The following is a 26,372-nucleotide window of genomic DNA, read 5'->3' on the forward strand; positions in this document are numbered from 1 at the left end:
CTCTATCCCCTTGGACTGCGGCGTAGCGATCTTTCTACACGCCGCAGCACCAGCGAGAGCCCAAGCGTCAGTATGAGATAGATATAGGCGACGATGGAATAGGTTTCGAAAAACCGGAACGATCCGGCAGCGTAGACCTTGCCCAGTTGGGTGATATCCATCACGCCCAGAACCGATACGAGAGAGCTATCCTTCACCATCGACACGAAATCATTCGATAGCGGCGGAAAGATCGTGCGGATCGCCTGCGGAAAAATCACCAGCCGAAAGCGCTGGAAGCGATTGAGGCCCAGCGCCTTGGCCGCCTCGATCTGCCCCTGATCCACGGCCTCTATCCCGGCCCGGAAGATTTCAGCGATGAAAGCAGCGTAGCAGATTGTCAGGGCCAGAATGGCGCGCCAGGTCAGCGAAAAATCCCTCACCAGCATTGCCTCCATCCATCCAGCCTGAACCAGCGGCGTCATCATCCAGTTGATCGCACCGACAACAGCAGGCGCGCCGACGAAGGCGATAAAGAACAGCACGACGAGAACCGGAATGCCGCGCACCGTTTCGATATAGAAACGAGCAATCTGGCGCGGGAGGATGTGGTCAGCCATGCCAAGCACGGCAATCACCAGCCCCCACAGCGATGCCAGCGCAAACGCCACCAAGGTGACGAACACCGTCATGCCGACACCCTTGATGACCGTGTTGAACACCTGTGTGTAGAGGCCGTTCATTGCAATCAGGACGGCCAGCACAAGCCCGATGGCAATGATCGCTACCAGCCACCATGGAAAATCATCGGAAGCGGAGGGTTGGCGGCGGACGCTCACGCGCCCGTCTTTCGCTGGTCGGGCCACATCCGCTTACTGGCCAAGCTTGTAATCCAGAAACCACTTCTTTTCGAGCCTAGCGAAAGTGCCATCCGCCTTCAGCGCCGCAATTGCGGCGTTCACGGGGGCGACCAGATCGGACCCCTTCTTGAAGATGAAGCCGAAATCATCGCCACCCAAGGGGCCGCCGATCAGCTTCAATGCCCCGCCGGATGCCTCCACATAACCCTTACCCGCAACGCCATCTGTCAGCACCAGATCGACATCGCCGGTCTTCAGCGCCTGCACGGTCGCACCGAAGGTCTCCATCAGCTTTACGCGTGGGTTCTGCTCGTTTCCGTCAAGCACGTCGTAGACAACGGTATAGAACGGCGTCGTACCCGCCTGCGCACCCACAAGCCCCTTGTCGAAGGCTGCAAAGCTCTTGGCATCGGTAAAGCGCGTCTCGTCGGCACGCACCAGCATAAACATTTCCGAGCGCATGTAAGGATCGGAAAAGTCCACCTTCTCTTTACGCTCGTCCTTGATGCTGATGCCGGTCATGCCGATATCGTACTGCCCATCAGACACCGCCTGAATCATCGCATCCCAGGATGTGTTCTGATACTCGACCTTGAAATTCAGCCGCTTGGCAATCTCGCCCATCGCATCATATTCCCACCCGATAGCTGCGCCGGATGTGGGATCGACAAATTGCAGCGGCGGATAGGCGTTTTCGGTAACGACAACGACGGTCCTCTCCTTGAGGTCCGGCAGTTCGGCGGCAAAGGAAATCACGTGCGACATAAGCGTTGCGGCAATGGCGATGAGAAAAGAGCGTCTGAGCAATGGCGTGTCTCCTGCTGGCAATGCGGGAAAATGACATGGTTTGAAGCGTGAGAGCAAGAGTGCATTGGATGGTAGGCTTTGCCTACCCCCCCTCTGCCCTGCCGGGCATCTCCCCCCTCAAGGGGGGAGATTAGCAAGACGAATGCTCACCACTCTTCCCGCAGCGTTCAAGATGGCTGGGCGCGATCCACGAGTCGATCTCCCCACCTGAGGGGGAGATGCCCGGCAGGGTAGAGGGGGGCAAGCCACACCCACCAACAACAAACGCCAGCAGACATCACGCATCAAAAACAAAAGGCGGCCCGAAGACCGCCTTTATCAAAATTTCCGAAAACCGGAAAAACTTATTCAGCTGCGCCTTCGGCAGGCTTCGCAGCCTCTTCAGCGGCCTTTGCTGCTGCGGCTTCTTCGGCTGCCTTGGCTTCAGCAGCTTCTGCTGCGGCCTTTTCAGCGGCCAGAGCCTGAGCTGCTGCAACCTTTTCAGCTTCGATGCGTGCCTTTTCTTCGGCGGCGGCCTGACGCTCGCCATCGTTGAGCTTGCGAGCGCGAACGCCAGTGTCTTCAACGATACGGGCAGACTTGCCGCGACGGTCGCGCAGGTAGTAGAGCTTCGCGCGACGGACCTTACCGCGGCGAACGATTTCAACGCCTTCAACCAACGGCGAGTAAACCGGGAATACGCGCTCGACGCCTTCGCCATAGGAAATCTTGCGAACGGTGAAGCTCTCGTTGATGCCGCCGCCGGAACGGGCGATAACGACGCCTTCGTAAGCCTGTACACGCGTACGTGTACCTTCCGTCACGCGCACGTTGACGCGAACGGTGTCACCTGGGGAAAATTCTGGAAGCTTGCGCTTCGCTTCAATCTTGGCAGCCTGTTCGGCTTCCAGCTGTTCTATAATGTTGGTCATATTAACCTCTGAGTTCTTCTGAAACAGCCAGAGCGCTCAACTGTCATCCCTTGAAACCAGGTCTCGGGACCATGCCTTGCGGCAGGAGCGGGTTCACTATTCTTTGCTTGCGGTTAAAGGGGTAAACCCCAGTTCCACGCGGGCCATTACAGCAAGACGGCGCATTTGTCATCCCTTTTACAAGATTATTTTGTCGGTCATGAGCGAATTGTCGGCAATCACGTCAACGGATATGGAGTGAGACGGGCGCAGGATGCGCCGGGAGGAGCCATGTCTTTGTTCATCATTCTTCTGCTGCTTGCCAGCGGCTTTCTGTCCGGTGCAGTCAACGCCATCGCAGGTGGTGGCACGTTCCTGACCTTCGGGGCCATGACGATAGCCGGCATCGCGCCGATTTCGGCCAACGCAACCTCTTCCATCGTGCAATTTCCAGGCTACGTGACATCCGTCATCGCCTATTGGCCGGAAATTCGCACACACTGGAAAAGCGCCGTTTTTCTGGCCCTGCTCTCCATCGCTGGTTCGACTGCTGGTGCGCTCCTGCTTCTGTCGCTGGACAATCCCGCTTTTCGCCAGCTCGTGCCCTGGCTGTTGCTTGCCGCTACGCTTCTGTTTGCGGCTGGTCCTTGGCTGCGGCCCCGCGCAAATGCAGAACGCGTTCCCGGCAATGCCGCCAGCCTCGTCGGGCAGTTCTTCACCTCGATCTATGGCGGCTTCTTCGGGGCGGGCATGGGCATCATGATGCTGGCCATGCTGGGATTGACGGCAGGTGGAAGTTATCACCACCTCAACGCGCTCAAGAACCTGCTTGCGGTCGTCATCGCAGCCGTCGCCATCGTGGTATTCGTGGGCGGTGGCGTCTTGGCTTGGCCCGCAGCGCTGATCATGATCCCGGCTTCCGCGCTTGGCGGTTACAGCGGCGTTTATATTGCGCGGCGCGTGCCACAATGGATCATCCGCGCTTTGGTGATCTCGGTCGGACTATTGCTATCGGTCTATTATTTCGTCTCGACCTGAGCAGGCGTTTCCAAAAGATCGGGACGGCGCTCCCGTGTTAGCGCGACCGCCTGCTCATGACGCCAGGTATCGATGGCCTTGTGGTTTCCAGACGTCAAAACGGCGGGAATGTCGCGCTGTTCCCACACTTGCGGGCGGGTATAATGCGGATGTTCCAGAAGGCCGCCTTCGAAGCTTTCATGAACGCCGGAGAGATCATTGCCCATCACACCGGGCAGAATGCGCACCACGGCATCCAAGAGCGTCAATGCCGCTGGCTCACCACCGGACAGAATATAATCGCCTATGGACACCTCTTCGAGGTTACGGGCATCGATCACCCGCTGGTCAACGCCCTCGAAACGACCGCAGATGATGATGACGCCTTCGCCTTGCGCAAGGTCACGCACGCGTTCCTGCGTCAAAGGCTTGCCACGCGGGCTCATCAAAAGCCTTGGCCTTGAACCGCCGTCTGAAACATCGTCTATCGCCGCTGCCAGCACATCCGGCTTCAGCACCATGCCGGCGCCACCGCCGGCTGGCGTATCATCCACGCTGCGGTGCTTGTCGGTGGCGAAATCGCGGATTTGCACAGGCTCGATCTGCCACTGACCTCGCTCCAGCGCCCGGCCCGCCAGCGAATGGCCGAGATGCCCCGGAAACATGTCCGGGTAGAGTGTCAGCACGGTTGCCTTGAATGTCATGTTATTTTTTCTTGCCGAAGATCGGATGATCCGGGTCGTCCTTGCCGTCATCTGGATTATCGACCAAGCCAGCCGCCAGCGGATCGATCAGGATCTTTCCACCTTCAAGGTCGATTTCCAGAACCGCCGCTTCGGAAAATGGAATAAGCGTCGGACGCCGACCAGCGCCTTTCAGCTCCAGCAGATCACCCGCGCCGAAATCATGAACGGCAGCAACGGAACCATAGCTATTGCCCTCGGCGTCGACGGCTTCCAGCCCTTCCAGATCGGTGTAATAGAATTCGTCTTCGTCCAGATCGTCGTCGGGCAGATTGTCACGCTCGATGAACAGTTCCAGCCCGTTCAGAGCTTCAGCAGCATTGCGGTCGTTGACCCCACGAAAGCGCACGATCACCACCGTCTTTGCTTCGCGTATCTCGAGAATCTCGAACACCCGGCCATCGCTGGCAATCAGGTTGCCATATTCTCCCAATGCGGTCGGATCATCCGTGAAAGAGCTGACCCGCACTTCGCCACGCAGCCCTTGTGCCGCGCCAATCTTGGCCATGAGAATGGGGTTTTCCAGCTTTGCCATCGGTCGTCCGTTTCGGTGTTCGTCTTTTAAAATCTATGTACGGCATGTTGCCGTCAAAATAAACACAAACGGGTGGCGCGGAAATCCACACCACCCGTTCAAATCGTGCAAACCGGACTTATTCGGCTGCAGTTGCTTCTGCGGCAGCAGCAGCGGCATCATCGGCCTTCTGCTTCTTCTCGGCAATGCGCTCGACTGCCTTCTTGCCTGGCTTTGCCTTTTCAGGGTTGTTGCGCGCGTCGCGCGTCACGATGCCAGCCTCTGAAAGGAAGCGCAGAACGCGGTCTGTCGGCTGTGCGCCCTTGGCGATCCATTCCTTGACGAGGTCGCCGTTGATCTGGACGCGATCAGCATTGTCCTTGGCAAGCATTGGATTCCAGGAACCGACCTTCTCGAGGAAACGGCCGTCGCGTGGCGAACGGGCGTCAGCAACGACGATTTGGTAGTACGGGCGCTTCTTGGAACCACCGCGTGCGAGACGAATTTTCAGTGCCATGTTGTTTCTCCTTATAATGGCTTGCCCGCCGGTCAGGCGGTCTTGTCGGTGCCGTTGTGTTCAGCGGCAATGGCTTCATGATGCCGGATGACTTCCTTGATGATGAAGTTCAGGAACTTCTCAGCAAAATCCGGGTCCAGATCGGCGGCCTTTGCCAGATGGCGCAGGCGTTCGATCTGGTATTCCTCGCGCGCCGGGTCTGCCGGCGGCAATTCGTGAGTTGCTTTCAAAACGCCAACCGCTTTGGTGCGCTGGAACCGTTCCGCAAGCATATGCACCAAGGCAGCATCGATATTGTCGATGGACTGGCGATATTGTGAAAGTTGAGCCTTTACGTCTGCATCGGTCATGACAGCACTCACTTCTTTTTGCCAAAACCCGGAAGACCCGGAAGTCCGCCGAGGCCCGGCAACTTGGGTCCGCCCAAACCGGGAAGACCGCCCATGCCACCAAGACCTTGTGGCATACCACCTGGTTTGCCCAGACCCGCGGCCTCCGCCTGCTTTTGAAGCGCTTCGAGCTGCTTGGGGTCCATATTGGCCAGATCAGGCATCCCGCCCCGTAGGCCGCCCATTCCACCGCCAAGACCCATCTTGCCCGCAAGGCCGCCCATCATCTGCTTCATGATGCCGCCCTTGCCCTTGCCGCCCATGGCCTTCATCATGTCGGCCATACCGCGATGCATCTTGAGCAGCTTGTTGATTTCGGCCGCATCCGTGCCGGAACCGGCAGCGATGCGCTTCTTACGGCTGTGCTTGAGCATGTCGGGATTGGCGCGCTCGGCCTTGGTCATGGACGAGATGATGGCGATCTGGCGGTCGAACATCTTGTCGTTGAGGCCTGAAGCGGCCATCTTGTCCTTCATGCCGGACATGCCTGGCATCAGGCCCATGATGCCGCCCATGCCGCCCATCTTTTTCATCTGGCCCAACTGATCGGCCAGATCGTTCAGATCGAACTTGCCCGACTGCATCTTCTTGGCCATCGCTGCGGCTTTTTCCGCATCGATGTTTTCAGCAGCTTTTTCGACCAGCGAAACAATATCGCCCATCCCGAGAATACGGTCGGCGATACGGCGCGGATGGAACTCGTCCAGTTCACCCATGCGCTCGCCGGTACCGATCAGCTTGATCGGCTTGCCGGTGACAGCCCGCATCGAAAGGGCAGCACCGCCGCGGCCATCGCCGTCCATACGGGTGAGTACGAGGCCGGTGATACCAACGCGCTCATCGAAATTCCGGGCCAGATTGACGGCGTCCTGACCTGTCAGGCTGTCGGCAACCAGCAGAATTTCATGCGGCTTGGCATTTTTCTTGATGTCCGCCATTTCCATCATCAACGGCTCGTCGATGTGGGTACGACCGGCTGTATCGAGGATCACGACATCATGGCCGCCGAGCTTGGCGGCCTGCACGGCGCGCGAGGCGATATCGGTCGGCGATTGTCCCGCAATGATCGGTAGCGTATCGACGCCGGTCTGAACGCCGAGTTGACGAAGCTGCTCCTGCGCTGCCGGACGACGCGTGTCGAGGGATGCCATCAGCACCTTCTTCTTGTCGCGGTCGGTCAGGCGCTTGGCGATCTTGCCGGTGGTGGTCGTCTTACCAGAGCCTTGCAGGCCCACCATCATGATGACGACGGGGGCCGCCGCATGAAGATCGATCGCCACGCCTTCGGAGCCCAGCATCTCGACCAGCTCGTCATGAACGATCTTGACGACCATCTGGCCGGGCTTGATCGCTTTGAGAACCGAGGCACCCACGGCCTTCTCACGCACCTTGTCGGTAAAGGACCGCACGACTTCCAGCGCAACGTCCGCTTCCAGCAGCGCACGACGAACCTCGCGCAGGGCCGCCGTCACATCGGCTTCCGAAAGCGCGCCACGGCCGGTCAGTCCATTTAAAATGGAGCCAAGGCGGTCCTGGAGGTTTTCAAACATCGCGTCATCCTTCTTCGTTCCGGGGTTTCCGAAACGTCGGTGGTTTTGCTGCCAAAAACAAGACGCCCAGGAAGGGGCATAGCCAAAAAGCACCCGAGGGCGCATTGCGCTGTCGGATGTTTGCCTCCAGGATCTCTTTATACCTTGCGGGTCCCGGTCGGCGGCTGCGGTCATGAAACTGCCAGCTGATGAGCGCCGGTTAACAGGAAAAGGCTGAGAGAGTCAAGGCAAAGCATGGATTTTTGACACGGACGTAACCGCTGACGTCTTCGTGAAAATAACACCTATACGCATCTGCCCGCTTGAAGAGGCGATGGCGCACGGCATATAGCTTCGTCATGAAACGACGCGCGCTCTTCAAACTTTCCTTCCTTGGTGCCCTCCTAGCCGGTGGCGGCCTTTATGCACGCCAATCCCGTGCCAGTGCCTATTATAGTGGCCCGACGTCGGATCACTTCGACGGCAAGCGCTTCTTCAACCCCGGCGGCGAGGCGCCCAATGGCTTTCTCGACCTGATGAAGTGGCGCTTCGATGGACAGAAGGCAACGTGGCCTGAAACCTATCCCAGCCCATTTCCCTTCGTAAAGCCCGCTGAACGCGTGGACGGGAAAGATTTGCGGGTGACATTCATCGGCCACGCATCCTTTCTCATTCAGACGGCAGGCATGAACATTCTGGTCGATCCCGTCTGGTCGGAGCGAACCAGCCCTGTCAGCTTCGCCGGACCCAAGCGCGTCAATCCACCCGGTATCCGCTTCAACGATTTGCCGCCCATCGATCTCGTGCTGATCACACATAATCATTACGACCATCTGGATATGGAAACGCTTCAGCAGCTGCACATCCACCACAAGCCGCACTTCATCACGCCGCTCGGCAATGATGTCATCATTCGCACACGCGTCGAAGCGGCGAAGATTTCAGTGGGTGATTGGGGTGACGTGCTGAACGTGGCGCCAGACGTGAAAATCCATTTCGAGCCCTGCCATCACTGGTCGGCGCGCGGGGTGAACGACCGCCGTATGGCGCTGTGGTCGGCCTTCGTCATCGAAACACTGGGCGGTAAAATCTACCACATTGGCGACACCGGCTTTCACAGCGGTCTGAATTATCACGCTGCGGCCAAGAAACACGGCAGTTTCCGCCTCGCAAATCTGCCATTCGGGGCCTACGAGCCGCGCTGGTTCATGAAAGGCCACCACCAGAACCCGACAGAGGCTGTGGAAGGCATGAAGATTTGCAATGCCGCCTACGCCTGTGGACACCACTGGGGCACCGTCCAGCTCACTGATGAAGCAATCGACGCGCCGATCATTGCGCTGAAAACAGCCTTGAGCGAGCATGGTGTCGCTCAGGATCGCTTTCGCCCCATGCGCCCAAGTGAGGTCTTCGACGTACCCTACGTCTGACGACCAGTTGGAAGTACCCAGACTGGTCCAGACTGGTAATGTGCGCGCATTTCCGCCATATAGGGGAAAATACGGTTGTCGCGCGCATATATCTCAAACGGGTTTAGGGCATGTCTGATACGGTCGAATTTGCGAAGATGAACGGCCTTGGCAACAAGATTCTCGTTGTCGATATGCGCGGACGCAAAGACATGGTCACACCGCAGGCGGCGATTGCGCTGAATTCCGATCCCGAAACCGCGTTCGACCAGATCATGGCCATCCACGATCCCCGGGCGCAGGGAACGGACGCCTATATCGACATCCTCAATTGCGACGGCACAAAGGCGCAGGCCTGCGGAAACGGCACACGCTGTGTCGTGCAGGCGCTGGCATCCGAGACCGGCAAGAAGACCTTCACCTTCCAGACCGTGGCTGGCATTTTGAACGCCAGCGAGCACGAAAACGGCATGATATCGGTCGATATGGGCCTGCCACGCTTCCGTTGGGACGATATACCGCTTTCCGAAGAGTTCTACGATACCAGCCGCATAGAGCTTCAGATCGGGCCGATCGACAACCCCGTCCTGCATTCGCCCGCTGTCATGTCCATGGGCAATCCGCATGCGGTCTTCTGGGTGACCAACGATCCGATGACGTTTGATCTGGAGCGTTTCGGTCCGCTGCTGGAAAACCATCCGATGTTCCCGGAAAAGGCCAACATCACGCTGGCCCAGGTCGTCTCCGACACCGCCTTGCGCACCCGCACCTTCGAGCGCGGCGCGGGTCTGACGCTGGCCTGTGGTTCCGCCGCCTGCGCCGCTGCCGTTTCTGCTGCCCGCACGGGTCGCACCGGTCGCACCGTCGAGATCGATGTGGCTTCCAGCCCCGTTCGCATTCCCCTCATCATCGAATGGCGACACGACAATCACGTCGTCATGACGGGTCCCGCAGAATGGGAATGGTCAGGCCGGGCCGATCCCGAAACCGGCGCCTGGAGCCGCGATGCGGCGCAAGCAAAGGCGGCGCTATGAGCGGCGTCGATGTCATAACCTTCGGCTGTCGTCTCAACACCTACGAATCCGAAGTCATGCGGTCTGAAGCTGAAAAGGCGGGGCTGAACAACGCAGTGCTGGTCAATACCTGCGCCGTCACAGGCGAGGCCGTGCGTCAGGCCCGCGCCGCCATTCGTCGCGCAAGACGCGAAAATCCGCATGCGCGCATCATCGTCACCGGTTGCGCCGCTCAGACCGAAAAGCAGACCTTCGCCGAAATGCCGGAAGTCGATGTCGTGCTGGGCAACGAGGAGAAGCTGAAAAGCGCCTCCTACCGGGCGCTGCCAGATTTTGGCGTTTCAGCGGAAGAAAAGCTACGTGTCAACGATATCATGAGCATCAAGGCCACCGCGCCGCAGATGATCAAGCATATCGACGGGCATGTGCGCGCCTTCATTCAGGTGCAGAACGGCTGCGACCACCGCTGCACCTTCTGCATCATTCCCTATGGTCGCGGCAATTCGCGCTCAGTGCCCATGGGTGCCGTGGTCGAACAGGCCCGCAAGCTGACCGAAAACGGCTATTGCGAAATCGTTCTGACGGGGGTCGATGCGACCAGCTATGGCGCAGATCTTCCGGGGGAACCGTCCCTTGGATACCTTGCCAAGACTTTGCTGAGACAAGTACCGGACATCCTGCGCCTGCGCCTATCCTCCATCGACAGCATCGAGGCAGACCATCATCTGCTTGACCTGATCGCAGACGAGCCGCGCTTCATGCCGCACCTGCATCTGTCGCTCCAGCATGGCGACGACATGATCCTCAAACGCATGAAGCGCCGCCATATGCGCGCAGATGCCATCGCCTTCTGTCATCAGGTCAAATCGTTGAGGCCCGAAATCGCTTTCGGCGCGGATATGATCGCTGGTTTTCCGACAGAAACCGAGAAAATGTTCGAAAATGCCGCAACTCTTGCGGAAGAATGCGGCATTTCCAACCTCCATGTCTTTCCTTATAGCCCGCGCCCCGGAACTCCCGCCGCGCGCATGCCGCAACTGGACCGTGGTTTGGTGAAAAACCGGGCCGCCAGACTTCGCGAGCGCGGCGAGGCTCTGCAGCAGGTGCATCTTGCCAACATGGTCGGCAGTCGGCAGACCATCCTCGTTGAGAATAACGGCTTTGCCCACACCGACAACTTCACGCTCGTTGCTGCACCCGATCTTCCGCCCCGCACCCTTGCGCAGGTTGTGATTACGGGTCACAACGGAAAACACTTAGACATGCAGTGTCTGGCAGCAGAAGCGGCCTGACCGAACGATACGGAATAATCATGGCAATCGGCTTCATCAAAAAAGTCTTCTCCTTCGGCAAGGACAAGACCGAGACGGACAAGCCGGATAGCGATTCCACAATCAAAAAAAGCGATGTCAACTCATCCTTTGAAGAGGTTCTGATCGAAGCCGAAGCGCACGCGCTCTCGGCAAAAGACCCCGTTTCCGGGCTTGAAATGGAAACTGCAGGTGGCCCCGCCCCGGACCCAGCCAGCGACGCAGCGTTATTAGAGGAAGAAGCGGAAGAGGATGCCCCTCTCCTTCCCGGCCCAGAACAGGTCGGCGATATCGGCATGGTTCCGCTTTCGCTGTTACAGGCGGAAGCTGAGGCGGACCTGCCCGCAACACCGGAACTGACCGACCCGGACGCACCACTGGACACCGGTGCCATGGACGCATTGCTGGATGAGGCCGAAGCCGCCATGGAACCGGAGGCGGTCGACGCTCTGCCAGTCCCGTCAGTTCTTCCAAAAGGCTTTTCCCTGTCGAGCGAGCGGGTAGAACCGATCGAGGTCGCACCGGAAAAAAAGCTGTCATGGTTCCAGCGTTTGCGCGCAGGCCTGTCGCGCACGTCCTCACAACTGACGAGCCAGATCTCGGCACTCTTCACCAAGCGGAAGCTGGATGAAGACACGCTGGATGAGTTGGAAGATCTGCTGATCCAATCTGATCTCGGTCTGGAAACTGCCATGCGCATCACCGGGGCCTTGTCATCCGAACGCTACGGCAAGGATGTCAGCGGCGAAGACGTCGCTCGCATCATGGCGGGCGAAATTACAAAGGTCCTGACGCCTGTTGCCAAGCCTCTGGAACTCGACCTCTCCCATAAGCCGCATGTCATTCTCGTCGTCGGCGTCAACGGCACCGGCAAGACGACCACCATCGGCAAGCTCGCAGCCAAGCTGTCCGGCTCTGGTCTCAAGGTCATGCTGGCCGCAGGCGATACCTTCCGAGCAGCCGCCATCGAGCAATTGAAGATTTGGGCCGACCGCACGGGTTCGGAATTTATCGGCACCAAGCTGGGTGCAGACGCAGCAGGGCTAGCCTATGATGCGTACGAGCAAGCGCTCGCGAAGAAAAGTGATGTTCTGATCATCGATACGGCTGGCCGTTTGCAAAACAAGACGGAGCTGATGGCCGAACTTGAGAAAATCGTGCGCGTGCTGGGCAAGCTTGATCCCGAAGCGCCGCACACCGTGCTTCAGACGCTGGATGCGACCACCGGACAGAACGCTCTCAATCAGGTGGAAATATTCCGCAATGTCGCGGGCGTGTCCGGCCTGATTATGACAAAATTGGATGGCACGGCGCGCGGGGGTATCCTTGTCGCCATCGCTGCCAAACACAAACTGCCGGTCTATTTCATCGGCGTGGGTGAGGGCGTGGACGATCTGGAGCCATTTGAAGCGGAAGATTTCGCCAAGGCGATTGCGGGAGTATGACGATGGATGTGGAGAGCAATCAGCGCGAAAGCGAAAAAATGGTCCGTGAGGTCAGTCCGCTGTTGAAATTCGTGCTGGAGCTTGGACCACTGGTCGTGTTCTTCTTCGCCAATTCCCGTGGCGAGTGGCTGGCAAAGACATTTCCCGTTCTGACCGAATTCGGCGGGCCGATCTTTATCGCTACCGGCCTGTTCATGATCGCCACGGCTCTCGCGCTGACAGTCTCGTGGATTCTCACCCGCACCCTTCCGATGATGCCGCTGATCTCGGGTATCGTCGTTCTCGTCTTCGGGGCACTGACGCTTTATCTGCAGAACGACACCTTCATCAAGATGAAGCCGACAATCGTCAACGCGCTGTTCGGTGTCATCCTTCTGGGCGGGCTGCTGTTTGGCCAATCCCTGCTCGGTTACGTCTTCAATTCGGCCTTCAAGCTGAATGAAGAAGGCTGGCGCAAGCTGACCTTTCGCTGGGGCTTTTTCTTTCTGTTTCTCGCCGTCCTGAATGAAGTCGTCTGGCGCGGTTTTTCCACCGACACATGGGTCGCCTTCAAGGTCTGGGGCACCATGCCCATCACCATTCTCTTCACCATGGCGCAGATGCCTCTCATTATGAAACACTCGATCGAGCCTTTGACGAAAGACAAGAAATGACCTCTGCGCAGATGCCCGGCACCCGCTCGTCTTCCCACATCTGGTTTGGCGTTGCAGCCGGTCTCCTGCTTCTGCAGATCGTCATCCTCTATTTCATGGGTCGTCTGCCGATCTGCGAATGCGGTTACGTGAAGCTGTTCGAGCCGGGCGTGAACACGCCCGGCAATTCCCAGCATTTGGCCGATTGGTACACCCCATCGCACATCATCCACGGCTTTCTGTTTTACGGGCTGGCCGGGCTGCTGTTTCGCAAACAGCCAACCTCCATGCGCCTGTCCTTTGCCGTTCTGATCGAGGCTGCGTGGGAACTGCTTGAGAATTCACCTGTGATCATCGACCGCTACCGCAATGCCACCATGGCGCTGGGTTACAGCGGCGACAGCATCATAAACTCGGCCATGGACACCGTGTTCATGATGCTTGGGTTCTTCTTCGCGGCACGCATGCCGATCTGGGTGACGATCGTCGTCGCCATTGTGTTCGAGGTTTTCACCGGCTGGCTCATCCGCGACAACCTCACCCTCAATGTCCTGATGCTCATTTCGCCCGTAGACGCGATCAAGGAATGGCAGAACGCGCTTCCCGCCTCTTAAAAATCAATCGGCGACAGCGGCCCTTTCGATGGCGGGAATGAGGTCGCGTTCATAGGTCGCGGCATCGATGGGGCCGACCTTCTTGTACACAATGGTCCCATCCTTAGCGACGAGATATGTCTCGGGGATACCATAGACACCCCAGTCGATGGCGGCCTTGCCATTCGGATCGATACCGATGGCGGCATAGGGATTGCCGAGTTCACCCAGAAACCGCAGGGCATTATCGGATTTATCCTTGTAGTTGATGCCGACGATGTTCAGCCGCTCATCCTTTGCCAGTTCCTTCAACATAGGATGTTCCTGCCTGCAAGGCACGCACCAGGATGCAAAGACGTTGACGAGGGTTAGCTTGCCTTCAATGGCAGCATCCGTCAGTGCCGGAACATTGGCACGCTCAAGCGGCGGCAACGACAAGGAAGGCGCCTTCGTATTGAGCAGCGCCGATGGAATGGCGCTGACATCAAGACCGTTGACGTCCTGCTCATATAGCATCTTCGCGGCAATAGCGGCGAAGCCCGCGAAGGCCAGCAGCGGCAAAAGCGCTAGAATGTAACGTGACCTCCCGCGCGAGGGAGGGGGGGGTGTTTGCGTGTCTTTCATCATGGTGTCGGCTGCTCCACGGAGGCGCTACGTCCCCTGCGGCGAACGCCGGATGCTTCGAGCTCTGCCATTTCGCGTTGGCGGGCACGACCATCCATGATGATCCAACCGATGAGAAGGGCAATGATCAGCCCGGTAAGACCGTAGGACATGCCGATATAAAATGCGTGGCTCATGATCTGACTTTCTCACGGCTCGCCATACGTGCAGCCAGTCGACGCTGTACGGCAACGCGTCTGCGCCAGATTTCATTGCGCATGGCGGCAAGGTGCAGGGTGAAAAACAAGAATGTGAAGCCGATGGCCATGGTCAGCAACGGCCACAAGAATTCCGTCGCAATAGCGGGGCCGCTCAAACGCAGAACGCTGGCGGGCTGGTGCAGCGTGTTCCACCACTCGACCGAAAACTTGATGATAGGAATGTTGACGAAACCGACGAGGATCAGCACCGCGCTGACGCGGGCTGCCTTGGATGGATCGTCCATCGCCTTGTTAAAGGCGATAAGGCCGAGATACATCAAAAACAGGATGAAAACCGAGGTCAGCCGCGCATCCCACACCCACCATGTGCCCCACATGGGCTTGCCCCACAGGGAGCCGGTGACGAGCGCAATGAGCGTGAAGGCAGCCCCAATCGGCGTTGCGGATTTATGGGCGACGTCGGCCAAGGGGTGCCGCCAGACCAGCGTGCCGATCGCAGCGACCGCCATGACCGTATAGCACATCATGGCAAGCCAAGCGGCGGGCACATGCACATACATGATGCGCACCGTATTGCCCTGCTGGTAATCACTATCGGTCGTGAAGGCCATATAGAGGCCAGCGGCAAGACAGAGCGCAGACAGCACTGCCAGCCAAGGCAAGAGACGAGATGCCAATGCCAGGAACCGCGTCGGGTTGGCAAGGTCGCTAAACTTGGTAATGGCAAGGCTTTTGTCGCTCATGGCGTCTTTCTACAAGCAGATCGGGGTGACGGCAATTGATCCTTATCAATCCACAGAACTGCGCAATGCCAAAGCGGCAAAGAACGGGCCAACGACCGATGAAAAGAGCGTGATGGCGATCAGGATAAGAAAGGGCGGCATGAAAGGTGCGGGGTCCTGAACGGCGGCATAGGATGCGCTGACGCCAAAAATCAGCACAGGAATACACAGGGGCAGAACGAGAATCGAGACCAGCAGCCCGCCCCGCGGCAACGCAACCGCCACCGCCGCACCCACCGCGCCGATGAAAGTGAGCGCCGGAGAACCGACGAGAAGGGTCACCATGACGGCACCGATTGCCGCCTCGCTCATATTCATGAACAAGCCGAGCAGCGGCGAGGCGATGACCAACGGCAGACTGGTGGCCGTCCAGTGCGCAAGACACTTGACGAGAACCGTCAGCACCAATGGATTTTCCTGCATCAGAATCAGATCGAGTGAACCGTCATCGCGCTCCGCCTGAAACAGCCGGTCAAGGCCCAGAAGGGCTGCCAGAAGTGCACCGATCCAGACGATCGCAGGGCCGATTCGCGACAGGAGATTGAGGTCCGGGCCGACGCCGAAAGGGATGACGGCAACGACTGTCATGAAAAACAGCACACCGATGAGAGCCCCGCCGCCTGACCGGATGGAGAGTTTCAGATCGCGGAGGAAAAGGGCGATCATGAGTTCGCTCTGAGGTGCAATGATGATGCAGGAGGAATTGGGAGAGGGTTAGTCACACCCACAATTGCTAAGCCGAGCCTGAACCCTGTCATCACCATGCCTCCTCCGCGCCCGCAAAGCCGGTCATTCGCAATTCCTGCGCATGGTCCAGCCCCAGCGGCTGGTGGGTGGCGGCCACGGCCATGCCACCCTTGGCCAGATGCGCCTTCACCAGCCCTGTAAACATCAGATCGGCGCTTGCATCGAGTGCTGCGGTCGGTTCATCCAGAATCCAGATCGGCCGCCACGCGACCAGCAACTTCGCCATAGCGAATCGGCGCTGCTGACCTGCGGAGAGATAGCCGAATGGGAGATGAGTGATGCCGGCCAAACCGACGACTTCAGCAGCGTGCTCGACACCCAGAGATACCTCACCATGACAATCACCCAGAAAATCCTTCCAAAAGGCAAGATTTTCAAAAACCGTGAGTTCCTGCTTCATTGCATTCTTATGGCCCAGATAATGACTGGCCTCGCCGACGGAAGCACCCTTTTCAATTCCTTCGCCGGCTATCGTCACGCTACCCGCGTCAGGCCGCAAAAGCCCGGCAACGACGCGCAGGAGCGTGGACTTTCCCGATCCATTCGGCCCTGTCAGCACGAGCGCCTCACCGCTCGTTAACTTGAAGGAAACATTCATGAATATCAAATCATCCCCACGCCGGGCGGAAAGATTTTCTGCTGTCAGCAGCATGGAATCATCTCGTTTAAGATTTTAATCATCTCGATGGGAAAAAAATCGATTTAGGCCTTTTTCCGGTCTGGCACGTTTCTCATAAATTATCTATATGGGTGTCAACCACGCCAGCGGTCGGCGTGATCATCATACGGCGCCGGACCTGACGTTGCGAAAGCAGCGTCTCGTGCGGACAGCGGAAATGACCGTACCCGCAATCCTGATGTGCATCTGTGCACAGGGGTCCGCACGCGCGTGTTGGCTATCAGAGGAAGCGGGGTTTTCATCCGTGGCTAAATCTCTTGACAGTTTCAATTGTCGCTCCATTCTTACCGTTGACGGTAAGGATTATGTTTATTTCAGTTTGCCCAAGGCAGAAGCAAACGGCCTGACAGGCGTTTCCAAGCTTCCCTATTCGATGAAGGTTCTGCTTGAGAACCTGCTGCGTTTCGAAGACGGCCAGACCGTCACCAGGGAGCATATCACGGCTGTTGCCGACTGGCTGAACAACAAGGGCCGCGTTGAAAACGAAATCGCCTACCGCCCTGCCCGCGTTCTGATGCAGGACTTCACGGGCGTTCCAGCCGTGGTCGACCTTGCCGCCATGCGCGATGCGATGGTGGCTCTGGGTGGTGATCCTGAGAAGATCAATCCGCTGGTGCCTGTCGATCTGGTCATCGATCACTCGGTGATCGTCGATGAGTTTGGCACGCCGAACGCCTTCGCTCGCAACGTGGAGCTGGAATATCAGCGCAACGGCGAACGCTACCGTTTCCTGAAATGGGGCCAGCAGGCGTTCAAAAACTTCCGCGTTGTTCCGCCCGGCACAGGCATCTGTCACCAGGTAAACCTCGAATATCTCGGCCAGACCGTCTGGACGAAAGAAGAAGACGGCGAGACCATCGCTTACCCCGACACATGCGTCGGCACGGACAGCCACACCACCATGATCAATGGTCTGGGCGTCTTGGGCTGGGGCGTTGGCGGTATCGAAGCCGAAGCGGCCATGCTCGGCCAGCCGGTTTCCATGCTTCTGCCTGAAGTGATCGGCTTCAAGCTGACCGGCAAGGTCAAGGAAGGCGTGACTGCGACCGACCTCGTCCTGACCGTCGTGCAGATGCTGCGCAAGAAGGGCGTTGTTTCCAAGTTCGTCGAGTTCTTCGGTCCTGGCCTTGATTCGATGACACTGGCCGACCGTGCCACGATCGGCAACATGGGTCCGGAATACGGCGCCACCTGTGGCTTCTTCCCGGTCGATGGCGAAACCATCAACTACCTGACCATGTCTGGCCGCACCAAGGACCGAATCGCACTGGTTGAAGCCTACTCGAAGGCGCAGGACATGTGGCGCACCGGTGACGGCGCCGAACTCGTCTTCACCGACACACTGGAACTCGACCTCGGCGAAGTCGTGCCATCCATGGCTGGTCCAAAGCGTCCAGAAGGCCGCATCTCGCTGGAAGGTATTGCTTCCGGTTTTGCGACGTCCCTTGAAACCGAGTACAAGAAGCCCGGCCAGCTCGACAATCGCTATCCTGTCGAAGGCACCGATTTTGATCTTGGCCATGGCGACGTTGCCATTGCTGCCATCACATCCTGCACCAACACGTCAAACCCTTCCGTGCTGATCGCTGCCGGTCTTCTGGCCCGCAACGCCGTGGCGAAGGGCCTGACATCCAAGCCCTGGGTCAAGACATCGCTGGCACCAGGATCCCAGGTTGTTGGTGAATACCTCGAAAAGTCCGGGCTTCAGAAAGATCTGGATGCGATCGGATTCAACCTAGTCGGTTTCGGCTGCACGACCTGCATCGGTAACTCCGGTCCGCTGCCTGCGCCGATTTCCAAGACCATCAACGACAAAGGCCTGATCACGGCTGGTGTTCTCTCCGGCAACCGTAACTTCGAAGGCCGTATCTCGCCGGACGTTCAGGCGAACTACCTCGCCTCCCCGCCGCTGGTTGTTGCCTACGCGCTGGCCGGCACGGTTCAGAAAGACCTGACCACCGAGCCGCTCGGTATCGGTTCTGACGGAGAACCCGTTTTCCTAAAGGATATCTGGCCGACATCTGCCGAAATTCAGGAATTCATCCTGAAATACGTCACGCGTGAACTCTATGAGTCCAGATACGCTGACGTGTTCAAGGGCGACGAGAACTGGCAGGCCGTTCAGGTTCCTCCGGGCCAGACCTACGCGTGGGACGACCAGTCCACCTACGTCCAGAACCCGCCATACTTCGTAGGCATGGGCAAGACCGGCACCGGCCTGAAGAACATCAAGGGCGCGCGGGTTCTCGGTCTCTTCGGCGACAAGATCACCACCGACCATATTTCCCCGGCCGGTTCGATCAAGGCTGCGTCACCTGCCGGCGCTTATCTCACCGACAATGGCGTGGGCGTTGCCGACTTCAACCAGTACGGCACACGCCGTGGCAACCACGAAGTGATGATGCGCGGCACCTTCGCCAACATCCGTATTCGTAATCACATGCTTGGGCCAAATGGTAAGGAAGGTGGCTACACCATCCACTATCCATCCAAGGAAGAAATGTCGATTTACGATGCGGCCATGCAGTACAAGGCCGAGGGCACTCCGCTCGTCATCTTCGCTGGCGTCGAATACGGCAACGGCTCTTCTCGTGACTGGGCCGCCAAGGGTACCAACCTCCTGGGCGTAAAGGCTGTGATTGCGCAGTCGTTTGAGCGTATCCACCGCTCCAACCTCGTCGGCATGGGCGTCGTGCCGTTCACCTTTGAGGAAGGCACCACATGGGCCAGCCTCAACCTGAAGGGCGATGAAACGGTCGAGATCGATGGTCTCGAAGGTGACATCAAACCGCGCGAGAAGAAGATTGCCAAGATCACCTACGGTGATGGTACCGTTAAGGAAGTTCCGCTCCTTTGCCGTATCGATACGCTGGATGAAGTGATCTACATGAACAATGGTGGCATTCTGCAAACCGTTCTTCGCGATCTTGCTGCATAGGATCTGACGGATCGAACAGAGAACGCCGGGAGCAATCCCGGCGTTTTTGCGTGGAGAGGTGGCTGAAACACATGGATGTCTCGTAATCGGCCTCACCCCATCGTGACTTTCTATTGAAGGGATTTCGGCGCTATTTTCCCCAGCGCATCCCGACATGAATTGATAGCAATCAATGGTCTGGAGACGCATCCAGACAAGGGTTTTGCAATGTCTCTGAAATACGGGTCTCTGACATTTGGTCTCTCGCTGTGCATGCTCGGCATGCTGGCTGCCGCGCCCCTGCAAGCGCAGGAGCAAGAGGTCAAAGGCGTCGTCGAACTCTTCACATCGCAAGGCTGCGCGTCCTGCCCGCCTGCCGACGAGGCATTGCGCAAGCTGATCCAGAAGGGCGATGTGATAGGCCTGTCTTACCACGTGGATTACTGGAATTATCTTGGCTGGGCAGATTCGCTGGCGTCCAAGGAAAACACCGAACGCCAATACGGCTATGCGCGAGCCCTGGGTCGCAACAACGTCTATACGCCGCAGGCCGTGGTCAACGGTCGCGATCACGTCAAGGGTGCTGATGTCCAGGCGATTTACAACAGGATCGATACCTTCAGGAGCGCTGGCGAAGGCTTAAGCGTGCCCGTGAAGGCGCAGCGTGTAGCAGACGAGATCGCCATCGACATTGGTGCCGGCCGAGGCAAGGCCGATGTCATCGTCGCTTATTTTAACCGCGAGCAAGTCGTTGACGTCCAGAAGGGCGAGAACGAAGGTAAGAAGATTTCCTACTGGCATAGTGTTTACGACGTTCAGACTGTGGGCATGTGGGATGGGAAATCCATGACGGTGAAACTACCCGCCAGCGTGATGAGCAAGGCCAAGACCGGCGGCTGTGCGATCCTGTTGCAAACGACGGACGCGCAGGGCAATCCCGCCGCGATCATCGGTGCAAGTGTTCTTATGACGTCGGGAAGCTGAGTTTTACCCTCGGGCGGGTCAGAAGATCCGATCCGGGCATTGGGGGCTGGGGGTAAAGGGTCAATGCTCCGGACCGGGTCATTTTGGTGCCGAAGCATCAATTGACGATAACGATATCCCATCCAAATCGGGCCATGATTTGACCGAAATAGGGCAATTGCACGTATCGGATTTCCCTAAAACATAACCAGATTGAGCTTGCTCTGCTGATGATGCGAGGCTTGCAATTTGGTCAGGTCGGCGTCAAACTGTCGTACAGATGTCATTTGCAGTTGAGCGAGGTTGTCTGATGACGGATCAATCGGATTTGCAGCGATCAAGTCCATCTCACACCGACAACCCCTCCATTGTCGATATCGGCGAATACAGGCAAAGCAGGGACCCCTTGCCGGTCACGTTCCACCGCCGTGAGCTGGATGCTATTTTGCGCGTCTACGGCCAGATGGTGGGTGAAGGAGAATGGCGGGACTACGCCATCGATCATCTCAAGGAAAAAGCCGTCTTTTCCGTGTTCAAACGCTCTGGTGAAATGCCGCTCTTCCGCATTGAGAAGAATCCGAAACTTGCCGCCAAGCAGGGCGCTTACAGCGTCATCAATGTCGATGGCCGCATCTTGAAGCGCGGGCAGGAGCTGGCGCAGGTGCTGAAGGTCTTCGACAAGGTTCTGAAGCTGATCAAATAATCATCGCAATGTCGGAGACAAAGAAAAAGGCGGCCCGAAAGCCGCCCTGTCCATGTCTGTGTCAACCGGTCTTCCTTACTTGTCGCGGTTTCCAAGAAACTGCAGCAGGAACATGAACAGGTTGATGAAGTCGAGGTAGAGCGTCAGTGCACCCATGATGGCCTTGCGGCCAGCCGTGGCAACGTCGTCACCGTCGAAATACATTTCCTTGATCTTCTGCGTGTCGTAGGCGGTCAGTCCCGCGAAGATCAGCACGCCGATGGCGGAGATCGCAAAGCCCATGGCGGACGACTGCAGGAATATGTTGACGATGGACGCGATGATCAGACCGAACAGGCCCATGATCAGGAACGAGCCCATGCCCGACAGGTCCTTCTTCGTCGTGTAGCCGTAAAGCGACAGCGCGCCGAAGGAAGCAGCGGTGATGAAGAACGTCTGGACGATGCTCTGGCCGGTATAGACCAGGAAGATCGACGACAGCGATACGCCCATCAGCGCAGCATAACCCCAAAAGGTCGCCTGTGCTGCAGACACGCTCATGTTCTGGATGCGGAAGCTCAGGAAGAGCACCAGTCCGAGCGGAGCAAACATCACCACCCACTTCAGCGGCGAGCCATAAAGCAGCTGGGCGAAAGCCGGATTGGTGACCGCCAGAGTGTAAGTGGCGAAAGACGCCACGCCAGTGATGACCAGCGCGAGTGCCATCAGGTTATAAACCTTCAGCATATAGGTCCGAAGACCTTCATCGATCATCGCACCAGACTGTGCATGACCCTGGGCCATACGGTTCTGGTAATTGTTGAAGTCAGACATTGTTACCTCTTTTGAGCTCCGAAATTGCTACGGTGTCGGCATATCGTCGTACTTTCAAGACCATACCCCAGGCGCCGCTGCGGAGCTACAGCAAGCCTACCGAAGAATATGATGATATCACTTCCTAGATACAAGAGCTTTCAGAACCGAAAAAACACCGTATGCGCGAAAAGCGATAACGTTTTGGCGATCAGGATGCCCATTTAATCGTTAAAGTTAAGTGGCGCACAACTTTTCGTATTACTCTCCGGCCAGTCTCAGAACCGGTGCCGCCTTCTGTCCCAGAATTCGCCATGTCCCAATCAACCCGATACCGACGGTCATGACCAGCGCAATGACGATGGTGCCGATTGCGACGTCCGGGAGGAAGCTCGAGGGCAGCTTCATGATGCGCGCAATGACGAACCACGCAGAAGCGCCGCCTGCCGCCAGCGCGAAGACGGCCGTCGCCAGCCCAAGGATTATGTATTCGTAGGAAAACGCACGGATGAGCATGGCGCGGGTGCCACCCAACGTCTTCAGGATCACGGCATCATGGGTTCGTGCCCGGTTGCCCGCAGCAAGCGCGCCTGCCAGAACCAAAACCGAGGCAATCAAGGCCACTGCCGCTGCCGCACGAATAGCGGTCGCTAGCTGACCGACAAGGCGGTTCACCACATCGAGGGCATCCTTGACCCTGACGCTGGTGATCGTCGGATAGGCATTGGTGATGGTCCGCAGAATTTCGCCTTCCTCGGCAGGCGTCGCGGATGGATCGGCAAGCGTTGCCAGCCAGGCGTGCGGCGCCCCGCGGAACGTGTTGGGTGAAAACACCATGACGAAATTGAGCGACAGTGATTCCCATCGCACGTCGCGCAGGTTGGCGATCTTGGCCGTGATGTTGCGCCCCAGCACATTGATGGTGACGCTGTCTCCGATCTTCAGGCCTAGCTCACCCGCCTCTTCCGCCGCAAAGGAAACGAGCGGTTCGCCGCTATAATCTTTCTCCCACCATGTGCCCTGAGACAGCTTGGCATTGTCGGGCAGATCTTCAGCGTAAGTGATACCGCGATCTCCGCGTAGCACCCAACGGCCTGCTGCCGGCACCTCCATTTTGGTCACGTCCTGACCATTGAAGGCGAGGATGCGACCACGCAGCATAGGGACTTCGGTCAATGTACCCTCAGGCGCTTCGCGCTTGACGAGGTCGCGAAAACCGTCGCGGTCGGTGCTTTGAATATCCACGAAGAAGAAGTTGGGCGCCCGTTCTGGCAGACTGCCGGTCAGCTCACGCCGTAAATTACCGTCGATCAACGTTAACGTCACCAAAAGCGTCAGGCCGAGACCGAGCGACAATACAACAGATGGCGTGAGCGCGCCGGGACGGTGAATATTGCCGATGGCAAGCCGAAGCGCTGCCGAGTGAACACGCGGGCTTCGCTTGGCAAGAGCTTTGATACCCCAGGCCACCAGACGCAGAACGATGAATGCGAAAGCCACGGCGCCCAGAAAGATGGATGCGATGAAACGTTCTTCCGACGTGTAGATAGCAAGACCGGCAAGTGTCGCCAAAAGCAGCGCCGTCGCGACCAGATAGGGCCATGAGGGCAGCTTGTTTTCCTCGAAGCCCTGCTCACGAAACAGTGCCGTCGCAGGCACTTCACGCGCCTGGCCCAGAGGCAGAATGGCAAAGGCAAGTGTTGTCAGGAGGCCGAAAACGGCGGCCATGAAAAGCGGGCCGGGATAGATAGCCAGCTCATCCGGTACTGGGAGAACACCTTGAAGAAAACGCATGGCAATCAACGGTGTAATGGCCCCTAATGCCAAACCGATAACAATACCGATCGCGGCGATAAACGCGATCTGAAACAGATAGGTCATCGTCACCACGCTGGCCGGTGCGCCCAAACATTTCAGCGCTGCGATGGTCGTTCGTTTGGAATCAAGAAAAGCACGCACGGCATTGGCCACGCCGACACCGCCGACGATCAGTGCAGTGAGGCCCACAAGCGTCAGAAACTGCGAGAAGCGGTTGACGTTTTCCGTCAGGGAGGGAGCCGCACGGTCGCTGGTGCGGATGGACCATCCGGCACTGGGGAACTCGCGATTGGTGTCATCGGTCACCGTCGCCCGTTTGGAGACATCGGTGAGACGGACCTTATAGGCATGCTCCACAAGACTGCCGCTCTGGATAAGGCCTGAAGCAGCCAGCGCATCGCGGCCGATGAGGAGACGCGGGGCAAAACCGAACCCATCCGACAGCGCATCCGGCTCGTTGGCAACGGTTGCCGTAAGCTTCAGCCTGACATTGCCAAGCAGCAGCTCGTCGCCGAGCTTGATCCCCAGCCGTTCTAGAAGCAGCGGGGCTGCAACGGCGCCATAAGCCTCCCCCTGTTTGGCGAGAAGCTGGGGAAGCGGAGCGGCAGGGGCTGCCTCGAAGGTACCAAAAAGCGGATAGGCCCCGTCCACCGCCTTGACCTCTGTCAGCGTCTGTTGTGACCCATCAGCCAGCCGCGCCATGGAGCGCAGCCCGGTCGACATGGCGACCTCGCCTAGACCATCCAGGTAGGCACGCTCCTGCGGCGATGCCTCCCGGTTGCGAAGCTCGAAGCGCACGTCGCCTGCCAGAATGGACTGTCCCTGTGTGGCGATGGAACTGGTGACGGCGCGCGAAACGGAATTGACGGCTGCGATGGCGCCGGTGCCCAGCGCGATGCAGGCGAGGAAAATGTAGAAGCCGCGCAAACCACCGCGAATTTCGCGGCTGGCGAGCCGCAAGGCATTGCGGATGTTGAAAAGCGACGGGAGCAGAGATGTCATATCGAGACCGCCTGCTTAGCAACCGGTTCGGCGCTATCGCTTTCGATCTGACCTGAACGAACCTTGATCTGGCGCGAGCAGCGGGCGGCAAGAGACACGTCGTGGGTGACGAGGATCATCGTCATGCCGCGCTCTGCCTGTTTGGAAAACAGGAGATCGGCAATCTGCCTGCCGGTGTCGGTATCCAGATTGCCGGTCGGCTCGTCGGCGATCAGCACGGCGGGTGAAGGGGCAAGCGCACGGGCGATCGCCACGCGCTGCTGTTCACCGCCGGAAAGCTGCCCCGGATAATGGTCAAGCCGCGCGCCCAGCCCCACCGCCACAAGCTCTTTCTTGGCGATATCGAACGGGTTCGGCACATTGGCGAGCTCAAGCGGTACCGCGACGTTTTCGAGTGCCGTCATATTGGCAATGAGATGAAACGACTGAAAAACGATACCGATATTGCGCCCGCGAAACTCTGCGAGAGCGTCTTCACCGAGCTTGTGAAGCTGCGTTCCCGCAATCGTGATCGCACCACTGTCGAGCCGTTCCAACCCGGCAAGAACCATCAGCAAGGTTGATTTTCCCGAGCCGGAAGGCCCTACGATGCCAACAGCTTCGCCCTCACCGATGCTGAGGTCGATGCTTTTGAGAACGTGAACCTTTGCAGCAGCACTCCCCAGTGTCAGATCGGCCTTATCGAGATCAATGATGCTTTTCGTCACAATTCGCGTTCCTATATAAAAGAAAATGGCAATCCGGGAGCAATCAGACTTTCGGCAGTGCCAGACAAATTAGGAAGGCCGACATGGGTTTTAAAGCTGCTACCGCTCAATTCATCGTCATCAGTTGCGCATTGCTGTCAGCACACCTCGCGCACGCGCAGGACAAGCCGGTCCAGTTGGTCGGGTTCGGAGACAGCCTGATGGCGGGCTACCAGCTGCCACCCAGCGATAGCTATACCGCGCAACTCGAAACAGTATTAAAGGCCAAGGGCGTCGATGTGGTCGTCACAAATGCTGGCGTATCGGGCGATACGAGTTCAGGTGGTCTTGCCCGTGCCGAATGGTCCGTCCCTGACGGCACCGATGGCGTGATCCTGGAGCTTGGCGCCAACGATGCGCTTCGCGGCATGTCGCCGGATGAGACGGAAAAAAACCTCGATGCGATCATCACGGGTTTTCAGAAACGCGACATTCCGGTCCTTTTGATCGGCATCATGGCACCCCCCAACATGGGAGGCGATTTTGCCAGCCGTTTCAACGAGATTTATCCTCGATTGGCAAAAAAGCACGACGTGCCGCTCTACCCGTTCTTTCTCGACGGCGTTGTGATGGATGAGAGCCTGCAACTTGAGGACCGGATGCATCCCAACACCAAGGGTATCGCCGTGATGGTCGAAAAAACACTGCCCACCGTGGAAGGCTTTATAAAGACGATCGGTGAGCAAAAAAAATAAGCGCTTGCACGCGGAAGCGTTGCATGATTCGCTAGGGCTGTTCTGCCAAAAGATTCG

27 protein-coding genes are annotated in these 26,372 nt (G+C 57.9%); 11 read left to right on the forward strand and 16 right to left on the reverse strand.

All coding sequences use genetic code 11. The annotated features are described in order from the left end of the window. Positions 1 to 2 precede the first annotated feature (2 nt). From GGQ73_RS11575 to rplS, 3 genes are all read right to left on the reverse strand, one after another. Positions 3 to 818: an amino acid ABC transporter permease gene (locus tag GGQ73_RS11575; RefSeq protein WP_252094033.1), complete on the reverse strand. Its 816-nt coding sequence runs from the start codon at positions 816 to 818 to the stop codon at positions 3 to 5. Between the two features lie 33 nt (positions 819 to 851). Beyond that, the gene (locus tag GGQ73_RS11580; RefSeq protein ID WP_174154467.1) at positions 852 to 1,604 is read right to left on the reverse strand and encodes a transporter substrate-binding domain-containing protein; all 753 of its coding nucleotides are present in this window, start codon (positions 1,602 to 1,604) and stop codon (positions 852 to 854) included. 386 nt (positions 1,605 to 1,990) lie between these two features. Further along, positions 1,991 to 2,557 (reverse strand): 50S ribosomal protein L19, encoded by a 567-nt coding sequence (gene rplS / locus GGQ73_RS11585; protein ID WP_045230967.1) that lies wholly within the window; start codon positions 2,555 to 2,557, stop codon positions 1,991 to 1,993. A 270-nt stretch (positions 2,558 to 2,827) separates the two neighbouring features. Here rplS and GGQ73_RS11590 point away from each other — a divergent pair, with 270 nt between their 5' ends. After that, the gene (locus GGQ73_RS11590; RefSeq protein WP_174154318.1) at positions 2,828 to 3,574 is read left to right on the forward strand and encodes a sulfite exporter TauE/SafE family protein; all 747 of its coding nucleotides are present in this window, start codon (positions 2,828 to 2,830) and stop codon (positions 3,572 to 3,574) included. On the opposite strand, the gene trmD is transcribed toward GGQ73_RS11590, so the two are convergent. The 5 genes from trmD to ffh form a co-directional block, all read right to left on the reverse strand. Further along, complete coding sequence (trmD, locus tag GGQ73_RS11595) at positions 3,556 to 4,257, reverse strand: tRNA (guanosine(37)-N1)-methyltransferase TrmD (protein ID WP_174154319.1); 702 nt, start codon at positions 4,255 to 4,257, stop codon at positions 3,556 to 3,558. The two genes, GGQ73_RS11590 and trmD, sit on opposite strands and share 19 nt — an antisense overlap. Position 4,258: 1 nt before the next feature. Next, entirely contained in the window at positions 4,259 to 4,831 is a 573-nt protein-coding gene (rimM, locus tag GGQ73_RS11600; protein ID WP_183896388.1) for a ribosome maturation factor RimM, read from the reverse strand. A 118-nt stretch (positions 4,832 to 4,949) separates the two neighbouring features. After that, positions 4,950 to 5,327, reverse strand: a complete 378-nt coding sequence (gene rpsP / locus GGQ73_RS11605; protein WP_174154321.1) for a 30S ribosomal protein S16 — start codon at positions 5,325 to 5,327, stop codon at positions 4,950 to 4,952. 32 nt (positions 5,328 to 5,359) lie between these two features. Then, complete coding sequence (locus GGQ73_RS11610) at positions 5,360 to 5,677, reverse strand: chorismate mutase (protein WP_174154322.1); 318 nt, start codon at positions 5,675 to 5,677, stop codon at positions 5,360 to 5,362. 8 nt (positions 5,678 to 5,685) lie between these two features. Then, complete coding sequence (gene ffh / locus GGQ73_RS11615; protein ID WP_183896390.1) at positions 5,686 to 7,266, reverse strand: signal recognition particle protein; 1,581 nt, start codon at positions 7,264 to 7,266, stop codon at positions 5,686 to 5,688. 338 nt (positions 7,267 to 7,604) lie between these two features. Here ffh and GGQ73_RS11620 point away from each other — a divergent pair, with 338 nt between their 5' ends. From GGQ73_RS11620 to GGQ73_RS11645, 6 genes are all read left to right on the forward strand, one after another. Next, the gene (locus GGQ73_RS11620; protein WP_183896392.1) at positions 7,605 to 8,675 is read left to right on the forward strand and encodes an MBL fold metallo-hydrolase; all 1,071 of its coding nucleotides are present in this window, start codon (positions 7,605 to 7,607) and stop codon (positions 8,673 to 8,675) included. Between the two features lie 110 nt (positions 8,676 to 8,785). After that, a complete protein-coding gene (dapF, locus tag GGQ73_RS11625; protein WP_183896394.1) occupies positions 8,786 to 9,688 on the forward strand; it encodes a diaminopimelate epimerase in 903 nt (300 codons plus the stop codon). Next, positions 9,685 to 10,959 carry a tRNA (N(6)-L-threonylcarbamoyladenosine(37)-C(2))-methylthiotransferase MtaB gene (gene mtaB, locus GGQ73_RS11630; RefSeq protein ID WP_183896396.1) on the forward strand — a complete coding sequence of 425 codons (1,275 nt, stop codon included), beginning with the start codon at positions 9,685 to 9,687 and terminating at the stop codon, positions 10,957 to 10,959. The genes dapF and mtaB overlap by 4 nt, the downstream gene beginning before the upstream one ends. A 20-nt stretch (positions 10,960 to 10,979) precedes the next feature. Further along, a complete protein-coding gene (gene ftsY, locus GGQ73_RS11635) occupies positions 10,980 to 12,422 on the forward strand; it encodes a signal recognition particle-docking protein FtsY (protein ID WP_183896397.1) in 1,443 nt (480 codons plus the stop codon). A gap of 2 nt (positions 12,423 to 12,424) precedes the next feature. After that, positions 12,425 to 13,075, forward strand: a complete 651-nt coding sequence (locus GGQ73_RS11640; protein WP_183896399.1) for a septation protein A — start codon at positions 12,425 to 12,427, stop codon at positions 13,073 to 13,075. After that, complete coding sequence (locus GGQ73_RS11645; protein ID WP_174154328.1) at positions 13,072 to 13,668, forward strand: DUF2585 domain-containing protein; 597 nt, start codon at positions 13,072 to 13,074, stop codon at positions 13,666 to 13,668. Before GGQ73_RS11640 ends, GGQ73_RS11645 begins: the two co-directional genes overlap by 4 nt. Positions 13,669 to 13,671: 3 nt before the next feature. On the opposite strand, the gene GGQ73_RS11650 is transcribed toward GGQ73_RS11645, so the two are convergent. The 5 genes from GGQ73_RS11650 to ccmA all read right to left on the reverse strand — a co-directional run bounded on the left by GGQ73_RS11650 (position 13,672) and on the right by ccmA (position 16,652). Continuing rightward, positions 13,672 to 14,271, reverse strand: a complete 600-nt coding sequence (locus tag GGQ73_RS11650) for a DsbE family thiol:disulfide interchange protein (protein WP_412762973.1) — start codon at positions 14,269 to 14,271, stop codon at positions 13,672 to 13,674. Further along, positions 14,271 to 14,447 (reverse strand): heme exporter protein CcmD, encoded by a 177-nt coding sequence (gene ccmD / locus GGQ73_RS11655; protein WP_174154330.1) that lies wholly within the window; start codon positions 14,445 to 14,447, stop codon positions 14,271 to 14,273. Before ccmD ends, GGQ73_RS11650 begins: the two co-directional genes overlap by 1 nt. Beyond that, positions 14,444 to 15,214: a heme ABC transporter permease gene (locus GGQ73_RS11660; protein WP_183896401.1), complete on the reverse strand. Its 771-nt coding sequence runs from the start codon at positions 15,212 to 15,214 to the stop codon at positions 14,444 to 14,446. Before GGQ73_RS11660 ends, ccmD begins: the two co-directional genes overlap by 4 nt. Before the next feature lie 45 nt (positions 15,215 to 15,259). Further along, positions 15,260 to 15,919: a heme exporter protein CcmB gene (ccmB, locus tag GGQ73_RS11665; RefSeq protein ID WP_183896403.1), complete on the reverse strand. Its 660-nt coding sequence runs from the start codon at positions 15,917 to 15,919 to the stop codon at positions 15,260 to 15,262. A 91-nt stretch (positions 15,920 to 16,010) separates the two neighbouring features. Then, entirely contained in the window at positions 16,011 to 16,652 is a 642-nt protein-coding gene (ccmA, locus tag GGQ73_RS11670; RefSeq protein ID WP_183896404.1) for a heme ABC exporter ATP-binding protein CcmA, read from the reverse strand. 271 nt (positions 16,653 to 16,923) lie between these two features. On the opposite strand from ccmA, the gene acnA reads away from it, so the two are divergent. From acnA to GGQ73_RS11685, 3 genes are all read left to right on the forward strand, one after another. Continuing rightward, entirely contained in the window at positions 16,924 to 19,617 is a 2,694-nt protein-coding gene (gene acnA / locus GGQ73_RS11675) for an aconitate hydratase AcnA (protein WP_183896406.1), read from the forward strand. Positions 19,618 to 19,824: 207 nt separating this feature from the next. Then, entirely contained in the window at positions 19,825 to 20,580 is a 756-nt protein-coding gene (locus tag GGQ73_RS11680) for a DUF1223 domain-containing protein (RefSeq protein WP_174154335.1), read from the forward strand. Between the two features lie 289 nt (positions 20,581 to 20,869). Continuing rightward, entirely contained in the window at positions 20,870 to 21,262 is a 393-nt protein-coding gene (locus GGQ73_RS11685; RefSeq protein ID WP_183896409.1) for a DUF2794 domain-containing protein, read from the forward strand. Positions 21,263 to 21,337: 75 nt separating this feature from the next. Here the strand turns inward: GGQ73_RS11685 and GGQ73_RS11690 are convergent, their stop codons facing one another. The 3 genes from GGQ73_RS11690 to GGQ73_RS11700 form a co-directional block, all read right to left on the reverse strand. After that, positions 21,338 to 22,075: a Bax inhibitor-1/YccA family protein gene (locus tag GGQ73_RS11690; protein ID WP_183896411.1), complete on the reverse strand. Its 738-nt coding sequence runs from the start codon at positions 22,073 to 22,075 to the stop codon at positions 21,338 to 21,340. 240 nt (positions 22,076 to 22,315) lie between these two features. Further along, the gene (locus GGQ73_RS11695) at positions 22,316 to 24,874 is read right to left on the reverse strand and encodes an ABC transporter permease (protein ID WP_183896413.1); all 2,559 of its coding nucleotides are present in this window, start codon (positions 24,872 to 24,874) and stop codon (positions 22,316 to 22,318) included. Beyond that, complete coding sequence (locus tag GGQ73_RS11700) at positions 24,871 to 25,581, reverse strand: ABC transporter ATP-binding protein (protein ID WP_183896415.1); 711 nt, start codon at positions 25,579 to 25,581, stop codon at positions 24,871 to 24,873. The genes GGQ73_RS11695 and GGQ73_RS11700 overlap by 4 nt, the downstream gene beginning before the upstream one ends. 83 nt (positions 25,582 to 25,664) lie before the next feature. On the opposite strand from GGQ73_RS11700, the gene GGQ73_RS11705 reads away from it, so the two are divergent. Further along, positions 25,665 to 26,315, forward strand: a complete 651-nt coding sequence (locus GGQ73_RS11705; protein ID WP_183896417.1) for an arylesterase — start codon at positions 25,665 to 25,667, stop codon at positions 26,313 to 26,315. Positions 26,316 to 26,372 lie beyond the last annotated feature (57 nt).

It is taken from the genome of Rhizobium skierniewicense, assembly GCF_014196515.1.
Lineage (GTDB): Bacteria > Pseudomonadota > Alphaproteobacteria > Rhizobiales > Rhizobiaceae > Agrobacterium > Agrobacterium skierniewicense.

What these genes read in the sequence shown, in the direction of transcription:
- GGQ73_RS11705 (WP_183896417.1), top strand. Translation starts at nt 25,665, where the DNA reads ATGGGTTTTAAAGCTGCTACCGCTCAATTCATCGTCATCAGTTGCGCA.
- GGQ73_RS11610 (WP_174154322.1), bottom strand. Translation starts at nt 5,677, where the DNA reads ATGACCGATGCAGACGTAAAGGCTCAACTTTCACAATATCGCCAGTCC.
- GGQ73_RS11685 (WP_183896409.1), top strand. Translation starts at nt 20,870, where the DNA reads ATGACGGATCAATCGGATTTGCAGCGATCAAGTCCATCTCACACCGAC.
- rimM (WP_183896388.1), bottom strand. Translation starts at nt 4,831, where the DNA reads ATGGCAAAGCTGGAAAACCCCATTCTCATGGCCAAGATTGGCGCGGCA.
- ftsY (WP_183896397.1), top strand. Translation starts at nt 10,980, where the DNA reads ATGGCAATCGGCTTCATCAAAAAAGTCTTCTCCTTCGGCAAGGACAAG.
- mtaB (WP_183896396.1), top strand. Translation starts at nt 9,685, where the DNA reads ATGAGCGGCGTCGATGTCATAACCTTCGGCTGTCGTCTCAACACCTAC.
- rplS (WP_045230967.1), bottom strand. Translation starts at nt 2,557, where the DNA reads ATGACCAACATTATAGAACAGCTGGAAGCCGAACAGGCTGCCAAGATT.
- ffh (WP_183896390.1), bottom strand. Translation starts at nt 7,266, where the DNA reads ATGTTTGAAAACCTCCAGGACCGCCTTGGCTCCATTTTAAATGGACTG.
- GGQ73_RS11640 (WP_183896399.1), top strand. Translation starts at nt 12,425, where the DNA reads ATGGATGTGGAGAGCAATCAGCGCGAAAGCGAAAAAATGGTCCGTGAG.
- trmD (WP_174154319.1), bottom strand. Translation starts at nt 4,257, where the DNA reads ATGACATTCAAGGCAACCGTGCTGACACTCTACCCGGACATGTTTCCG.
- dapF (WP_183896394.1), top strand. Translation starts at nt 8,786, where the DNA reads ATGTCTGATACGGTCGAATTTGCGAAGATGAACGGCCTTGGCAACAAG.
- GGQ73_RS11620 (WP_183896392.1), top strand. Translation starts at nt 7,605, where the DNA reads ATGAAACGACGCGCGCTCTTCAAACTTTCCTTCCTTGGTGCCCTCCTA.
- GGQ73_RS11680 (WP_174154335.1), top strand. Translation starts at nt 19,825, where the DNA reads ATGTCTCTGAAATACGGGTCTCTGACATTTGGTCTCTCGCTGTGCATG.
- ccmB (WP_183896403.1), bottom strand. Translation starts at nt 15,919, where the DNA reads ATGATCGCCCTTTTCCTCCGCGATCTGAAACTCTCCATCCGGTCAGGC.
- ccmA (WP_183896404.1), bottom strand. Translation starts at nt 16,652, where the DNA reads ATGCTGCTGACAGCAGAAAATCTTTCCGCCCGGCGTGGGGATGATTTG.
- GGQ73_RS11690 (WP_183896411.1), bottom strand. Translation starts at nt 22,075, where the DNA reads ATGTCTGACTTCAACAATTACCAGAACCGTATGGCCCAGGGTCATGCA.
- GGQ73_RS11695 (WP_183896413.1), bottom strand. Translation starts at nt 24,874, where the DNA reads ATGACATCTCTGCTCCCGTCGCTTTTCAACATCCGCAATGCCTTGCGG.
- GGQ73_RS11645 (WP_174154328.1), top strand. Translation starts at nt 13,072, where the DNA reads ATGACCTCTGCGCAGATGCCCGGCACCCGCTCGTCTTCCCACATCTGG.
- GGQ73_RS11590 (WP_174154318.1), top strand. Translation starts at nt 2,828, where the DNA reads ATGTCTTTGTTCATCATTCTTCTGCTGCTTGCCAGCGGCTTTCTGTCC.
- GGQ73_RS11580 (WP_174154467.1), bottom strand. Translation starts at nt 1,604, where the DNA reads ATGTCGCACGTGATTTCCTTTGCCGCCGAACTGCCGGACCTCAAGGAG.
- GGQ73_RS11660 (WP_183896401.1), bottom strand. Translation starts at nt 15,214, where the DNA reads ATGAGCGACAAAAGCCTTGCCATTACCAAGTTTAGCGACCTTGCCAAC.
- GGQ73_RS11650 (WP_412762973.1), bottom strand. Translation starts at nt 14,271, where the DNA reads ATGAAAGACACGCAAACACCCCCCCCTCCCTCGCGCGGGAGGTCACGT.
- rpsP (WP_174154321.1), bottom strand. Translation starts at nt 5,327, where the DNA reads ATGGCACTGAAAATTCGTCTCGCACGCGGTGGTTCCAAGAAGCGCCCG.
- ccmD (WP_174154330.1), bottom strand. Translation starts at nt 14,447, where the DNA reads ATGAGCCACGCATTTTATATCGGCATGTCCTACGGTCTTACCGGGCTG.